3 protein-coding genes, 1 tRNA gene and 1 pseudogene are annotated in these 5,644 nt (G+C 74.7%); 2 read left to right on the forward strand and 3 right to left on the reverse strand.

Annotated features, from left to right (window positions below):
• Window positions 1-640 precede the first annotated feature (640 nt).
• Complete coding sequence (locus tag BJP40_RS08930) at window positions 641-1,225, reverse strand: helix-turn-helix domain-containing protein (RefSeq protein ID WP_071279938.1); 585 nt, start codon at window positions 1,223-1,225, stop codon at window positions 641-643.
• A 121-nt stretch (window positions 1,226-1,346) separates the two neighbouring features.
• Here BJP40_RS08930 and BJP40_RS08935 point away from each other — a divergent pair.
• Together BJP40_RS08935 and BJP40_RS08940 are read left to right on the forward strand one after the other, a co-directional pair.
• Window positions 1,347-2,178 (forward strand): annotated as a pseudogene (locus BJP40_RS08935) (EamA family transporter); the annotation flags it as partial.
• A 116-nt stretch (window positions 2,179-2,294) separates the two neighbouring features.
• Window positions 2,295-3,002: a B3/4 domain-containing protein gene (locus BJP40_RS08940; protein WP_071279939.1), complete on the forward strand. Its 708-nt coding sequence runs from the start codon at window positions 2,295-2,297 to the stop codon at window positions 3,000-3,002.
• A 49-nt stretch (window positions 3,003-3,051) separates the two neighbouring features.
• Here the strand turns inward: BJP40_RS08940 and BJP40_RS08945 are convergent.
• Both BJP40_RS08945 and BJP40_RS08950 read right to left on the reverse strand, forming a co-directional pair.
• A tRNA-Lys gene (locus BJP40_RS08945) sits at window positions 3,052-3,125 on the reverse strand.
• 208 nt (window positions 3,126-3,333) lie between these two features.
• Window positions 3,334-5,358 carry a DEAD/DEAH box helicase gene (locus BJP40_RS08950; RefSeq protein ID WP_071279940.1) on the reverse strand — a complete coding sequence of 675 codons (2,025 nt, stop codon included), beginning with the start codon at window positions 5,356-5,358 and terminating at the stop codon, window positions 3,334-3,336.
• Window positions 5,359-5,644: the final 286 nt, after the last annotated feature.

Raw genomic sequence — 5,644 nt, forward strand, 5'->3', positions numbered from 1 at the left:
CTATTCCGAGGCCGCCCGCTGACCACGTGGTCCGACCGCTCACGGAGACGGCCCGCCCGGGCGGCCGACACCGGCCGCCGACCCCCGGCGCAGGACACCGACACCGACCGCCAACCACCGCCCACCGGCACCGCCGACCACCGACCACCGACCGCCGACCGCTGACCGCTGACCGCCGACCGCCGACCGCCGACCGCCGACCGCCGACCGCCGACCAAGGGTGCCCCCCAGGCGAGCAGCGCCGGCCGGCAGCACCGACCACCGCTGCGAGGCCCCCGTCGGAGCAGCCACCCCGCCGGCGCCGCGTACCGCCGGACCGGCCGGCCCGGCACCCCCGGCCACGGGCACGCGCGCCCATCGGGATCGGCAACCTGGGGCCACCCCGCACCCGGCACCCACCACCACCGGCCCGCAGTGAACCTCGTACGCAGGGCTGCTGCACCGGCCGGGCCGCGAACCGCCTGCGGGCACGCCGGAGCCCGCGCGACACGGGAACTCCCGGGCGCACGCAGGGCAGCCGAGGGGCCGTACCACGGGGCCGCGGAAGGCCGCACCGCGCGGCGGCCGCAGGGGCCGGCCCGGAGCGGCGGCGTACCGAACCGCGGCAGGCGCCGACCGCGGCCGACCGTGGAAGGCGCCGTCACCTCGCGGGCTGCGGGCCGGGCGGCAGCTGGACGGTCATGATCAGGTGGCACGGCTCGGTGCCCGCCCCGCGGTAGACGTGCGAGGCGTCACCGTCGAACGTGGCGGTCTCCCCCGCCGCGACGGCGTGCTCGGCCCCGTCGACGACCAGGACCATCCGCCCGGAGGTGACGCTGACGGTCTCGACGACGCCGGCCTGGTGCGGGTGACTGGGGTACTCCTCGTCCGGCTCCAGGCGCCAGCGCCAGACCTCCACCGGCGCGGGGCCGGAGGTCGTCAGCATCAGCCGCGCCTCACTGCCCTGCCGCCCCTTCCAGAGCGGGGCGACGGCATCGGAGGACACGACGCGGACGCGGCCTTCCGCCGGGCCCTCCACGAGGGCGGACACCGGCACGCCCAGGGTGTCGGCGAGCCGGACCAGCGTCGCGAAGTTCGGATTCCCCTGGGCCTTCTCCAGGCCCACCAGAGCCCCCTTGCTGACCTGGGCCCGCCGGCCCAGCTCGTCGAGGGTGAGGCCGGCCCGGGTGCGGGCCGCCCTGACGTTGTAGGCGAGCGCCCGCAGGGCCGCCTCCGTCTCGGTCATCTGGTGATCACCCTCCTGGCGCATAGATCACTCCAATGTACCGACCGGTCGTTTGATTGACAGATCACGGTCGTTCTGTTGTACGGTCTGGTCGTTCCATTGCGAAGCCGAAAGGCGTACCGTGATTGCCCTGCTGCTGGCCCTGGGCAGCTCCCTCGCCTACGGGTGCGCCGACGTCCACGGCGGCCTCGGCGCCCGGAAGACCCACGTCCCGCGCACCGTCATGGTCGCCGCGACGGCCAGTCCGGCCGTCGAGCTGCTGCTGTGGCCGGTGCTCGGCGCCTCGTTCGGCACCGGCGCCGTGGCTTGGGGGGCCGCCTCCCAGGTCGCCTCGGCCGCCGCGTTCGCGCTGCTGTACCGGACCCTGGCGATCGGCCCATGAACGTGCTGTCGCCCGTGACCGCGCTGGTGTCCGCCGCACTGCCGGCCGGCGTCGGCCTGCTGCAGGGCGAACACCTCGGCGTGGCCGGGCTGGTGGGGGTGCCGCTCGCGCTGGCCGCGGTGGTGCCGGTCAGCGCCGGCCACGGCGCCGGGGCGGTGCGGCCGCCCCGTACGGCGCTGCTGTTCGCCTGCGGTGCGGGCGCCGCCATCGCCCTCCAGCTGGTCTTCCTGCACCAGGCGCCCACCGACAGCGGGGTGGCCCCGCTGGTCGTGGGCCGGACCGTGTCCTCCGCCGTCACCCTGTGCGCGGCCGCGCCGGTGTTCCGCAGGCTGCGCCCGGAACGTCCCGCGTACGCGCTGTCCGCGACCGCCGGAGTGCTGGACTCGGTGGCGAACCTGCTGTTCCTGCTCGCGGCGCGCAGCGGAGCCTCGCCGTCGTCGCCGTGGTCACCGCGCTCTACCCGGCGGGCACCGTCCTGCTCGCCCGCGGAGTGCTCGCCGAACGCATCCACCGCGGGCAGGCCGTGGGCCTCGGCACCGCCGCGGTCGCCGTGAGCCTCCTCGCCCTCAGCCGACCCGCCCCCGGCCTCACCCGCCCGCCCCCTGCCGACCCCTCAGTCGGCGGCAGGGCCCCGTTCCCGCGCCCTTCCCGCCCCCTTCCCACCCCCGACCACCGAGGAGACCCACCGTGACCACCTTCCGCCTCGCGCCCGCCGTCGCAGAAGCCTTCCCCGACACCCTCATCGCCCTGGTCACGGCCACCGGCCTGCGGGGCCACGAGCCCTGGCCGGAGACCAGCGCCGCACTGGAGGACCTGGAACGGCGGCTCGCAGACGGCAGCTGGCGGCCCGCGGACGAGACGGACCCCCGCATCGAGGCGTGGCACACCGCCTACCGCTCCTTCGGCACCAACCCCCGCCGCATCCGCCCCAGCGTGGACGCGCTGGGACGCCGCCTCGCCGAGCGGGGGGCGCTGCCCCGCATCAACCCGGCCGTCGACGCGTACAACGCCGTCTCCGTCCGCCACGGACTGCCCGCAGGCGCCTTCGACCTGGACCACGTCTCCGGAGCCGTCGACATCCGCCACGCCGACGGCTCCGAGTCCTTCACCCCTCTCGGTGAGCCCGGCACGACCGAGGTCCCGAAGCCCGGCGAGGTGGTCTACGCGGACACCGCGGGTGTCCTGACCCGCCATTGGAACCACCGCGACGCCCACCGCACCCGCGTCACGGAGGACTCCACCCGTGTCACCTTCCTCCTCGAAACGCTGCACGCCGCCCGTGACGGCGCTCTCCTCACGACCGCGGCCCAGGAGTTGCGGGCCCTGCTCGCCCCGCACGCCGACCGGACCACCCTCCACCACGTCGACCGGGCACGGCCCGAGACGACCGTCTGAGCGCAGCAAGAAGCCCCGGTCAGAACTCTTCTGACCGGGGCTTCGCCGGTAGGCCCTGTGGGACTCGAACCCACAACCAACGGATTAAAAGTCCGCTGCTCTGACCAATTGAGCTAAGGGCCCTCGGTACGTCACCCCTGAGCATAGCCAAAGGAGCACCGGGAACCGATCGGGTATCCCGACACGACCGCCGCGCTCCCCGTGTCGGGGGCTCCGCGGGCCGCCCCGCGCCGTGTTCCGGCCACGTCCGGGCGACTGTTCCCGCCACGACGCGCCGGGCCCGTACGGCACCGGAGGTGGCGTACGGGCCCGGTCGGACGAGTGTCAGGCGTCAGCCGTTGCGCTTCCAGCGCGGCTTGTCGTCGCGGCGGCCGACGGAGCCGGTGCCCCGGTGGTCGTCGCGGCGGCCGTACGGCCGGTCGTGGCCGCCGGTGCGGTCGCTGCGGTTGAACGGGCGGGCCGGGCGGCGGGCGCCGCCGCGGTCGCCACCGCGGTCGTCACGGTCGCGGCGGTCCCGGTTGAACGGACGGTCGTTGTCACGGCGGAACCCGCCGCGGTCGCCACCGCGGTCGTCACGGTCGCGGCGGTCCCGGTTGAACGGACGGTCGTTGTCCCGACGGAACCCGCCGCGGTCGCCGCCCCGCTCGAAGCGGTCACCGCGGTCACCGCGGTCGTCACGGTCCCGGCGGTCGCTGCGCTCGCGGCGGTCGTACGAGGACGGACGGTCGTCACGGCGGTCGTCCCGGCGGAACCCGCCGCGGTCACCGCCCCGCTCCTGCCGGTCCTCGCGCTGCGGGCGCTGCTCGCCGCGCTGCTGCTCCGGTACGGGGGCGGACGCCGCCTCGGCGACCGCCGCCTCCGGGTCGGCGCCCCGCTCCGTCGCGGCGCGGGCGACGAGGCGGTCGGCCTCCTCGCGGAGCTCGGCGGCACGGCGCTGGGCGCGCTCCAGCTGGCGGGTCAGCTCGGCGACCTCCCGCTCGGCCTGCTTGGCGGCGTTGTTGGCGGAGTCGGCCTGCACCTCGGTCAGCGACCGCGCCCCGGTGATCTCGGCGACCTCCGGGTCGAAGGCGCCGCCCTGGCCGATGATGTGGCGCGAGGCGTCGACGCCCGCGTCCTCCATGAGCCGGAAGATCTGGCGCCGCTGGTGCGGCAGGGACAGGGAGACGACCGTGCCGGACTGGCCGGCGCGGGCCGTGCGGCCCGAGCGGTGCAGGTAGTCCTTGTGGTCGCCGGCCGGGTCCACGTTGAGGACCAGGTCGATGCCGTCCACGTGGATGCCGCGCGCGGCGACGTCCGTGGCGACGAGGACGTTGACGTAGCCGTCCTTGAAGTCGGCGAGCGTCCGGGTGCGGGCGCCCTGGGTCATGCCGCCGTGCAGCGCGTCGGCCCGCACGCCCGCGTCACGCAGCTGCTCGGCGACGCGGTCGGCGCCGAGCTGGGTGCGGACGAAGATGATCGTGCGGCCCTTGCGCGCCGCGATCGCGGCGGTGACCGGCGCCTTGTCCTTCGGCTTCACGATCAGGATGTGGTGGGTCATCGTGGTGACGGCGCCCTGCGCGGCGTCGACCTCGTGGCTCACCGGGTCCTTCAGGTAGCGCTTGACGAGCGTCGCGATCTCGTTCTCCATGGTCGCGGAGAAGAGCATGCGCTGGCCGTCGACCGGGACCTGGTCGAGGAGTTCGGTGACCTCGGGCAGGAAGCCCAGGTCGGACATCTGGTCGGCCTCGTCGAGGACGGTGACCCGGACGTCCTCCAGCGAGCAGGCGCCGCGGTTGATGATGTCGCGCAGTCGGCCCGGGGTGGCGACGAGGATGTCGACGCCGCGCTCCAGGGCGTAGATCTGGTTGCCCATCGACGTGCCGCCGCAGACGACCTTCATGCGCAGGCCGAGCACGTCGCCGTACGGCTGGAGGGCGTCGGCCACCTGCATGGCCAGCTCGCGGGTCGGGGTCAGGATGACGCCGCGCGGCTTCTTCTTCTCGGTGCGGCCGTCGGCCAGCGTGGCCAGCAGCGGCAGACCGAAGGAGAGGGTCTTGCCGGAGCCGGTGCGGCCGCGGCCGAGGATGTCCTTGCCGACCAGGGCGTCCGGGATGGTCGCGGCCTGGATCGGGAAGGGGGTCGTCACGCCGTTCTGGGCGAGCTTGCGGACGACGCCCTCGGGCAGGCCCAGGTCCGCGAACGTGACGGTGGGCTCGTCGTCCAGGTCGACGTCGGGGGCGGCGGCCGTGTCGGCCGCGTCCGCGGCGGTCTCGACGGCGGCGACGGTCTCGTCGGCGAACGCCTCGTCGACGGCGGAGGCCACGGCGGCGTCCTCGGTCAGGACGGCGGAGGACTGGTCAGAACTGAAGATGGACATGCGAAATGCGAAACCTTCCGGAGTCTCGGCACGCGCCCGTCAACTCCGTGTTTCGCTGCTTCGCAAATTCGACCGCCTCAATGCGGTCAGCCACGGCAGGGGGAGAGTACGCGCCACACGCGGCGCTCTTCTGTCTTGGCGCCGGGCAAATGGGATCAAACGATCTACCACCATACGCACTCTCCCCCACAGAACGCAAACCGGTTCCGCGGACCGGCCCCTCAGGCGGGTGCGACCTGCGGCGACGCCGCCGGCTCCGTCCGTACGCCCGGGTGCGGTCCGCTCA

The organism is Streptomyces sp. CC53 (genome assembly GCF_001865245.1).
Lineage (GTDB): Bacteria > Actinomycetota > Actinomycetes > Streptomycetales > Streptomycetaceae > Streptomyces.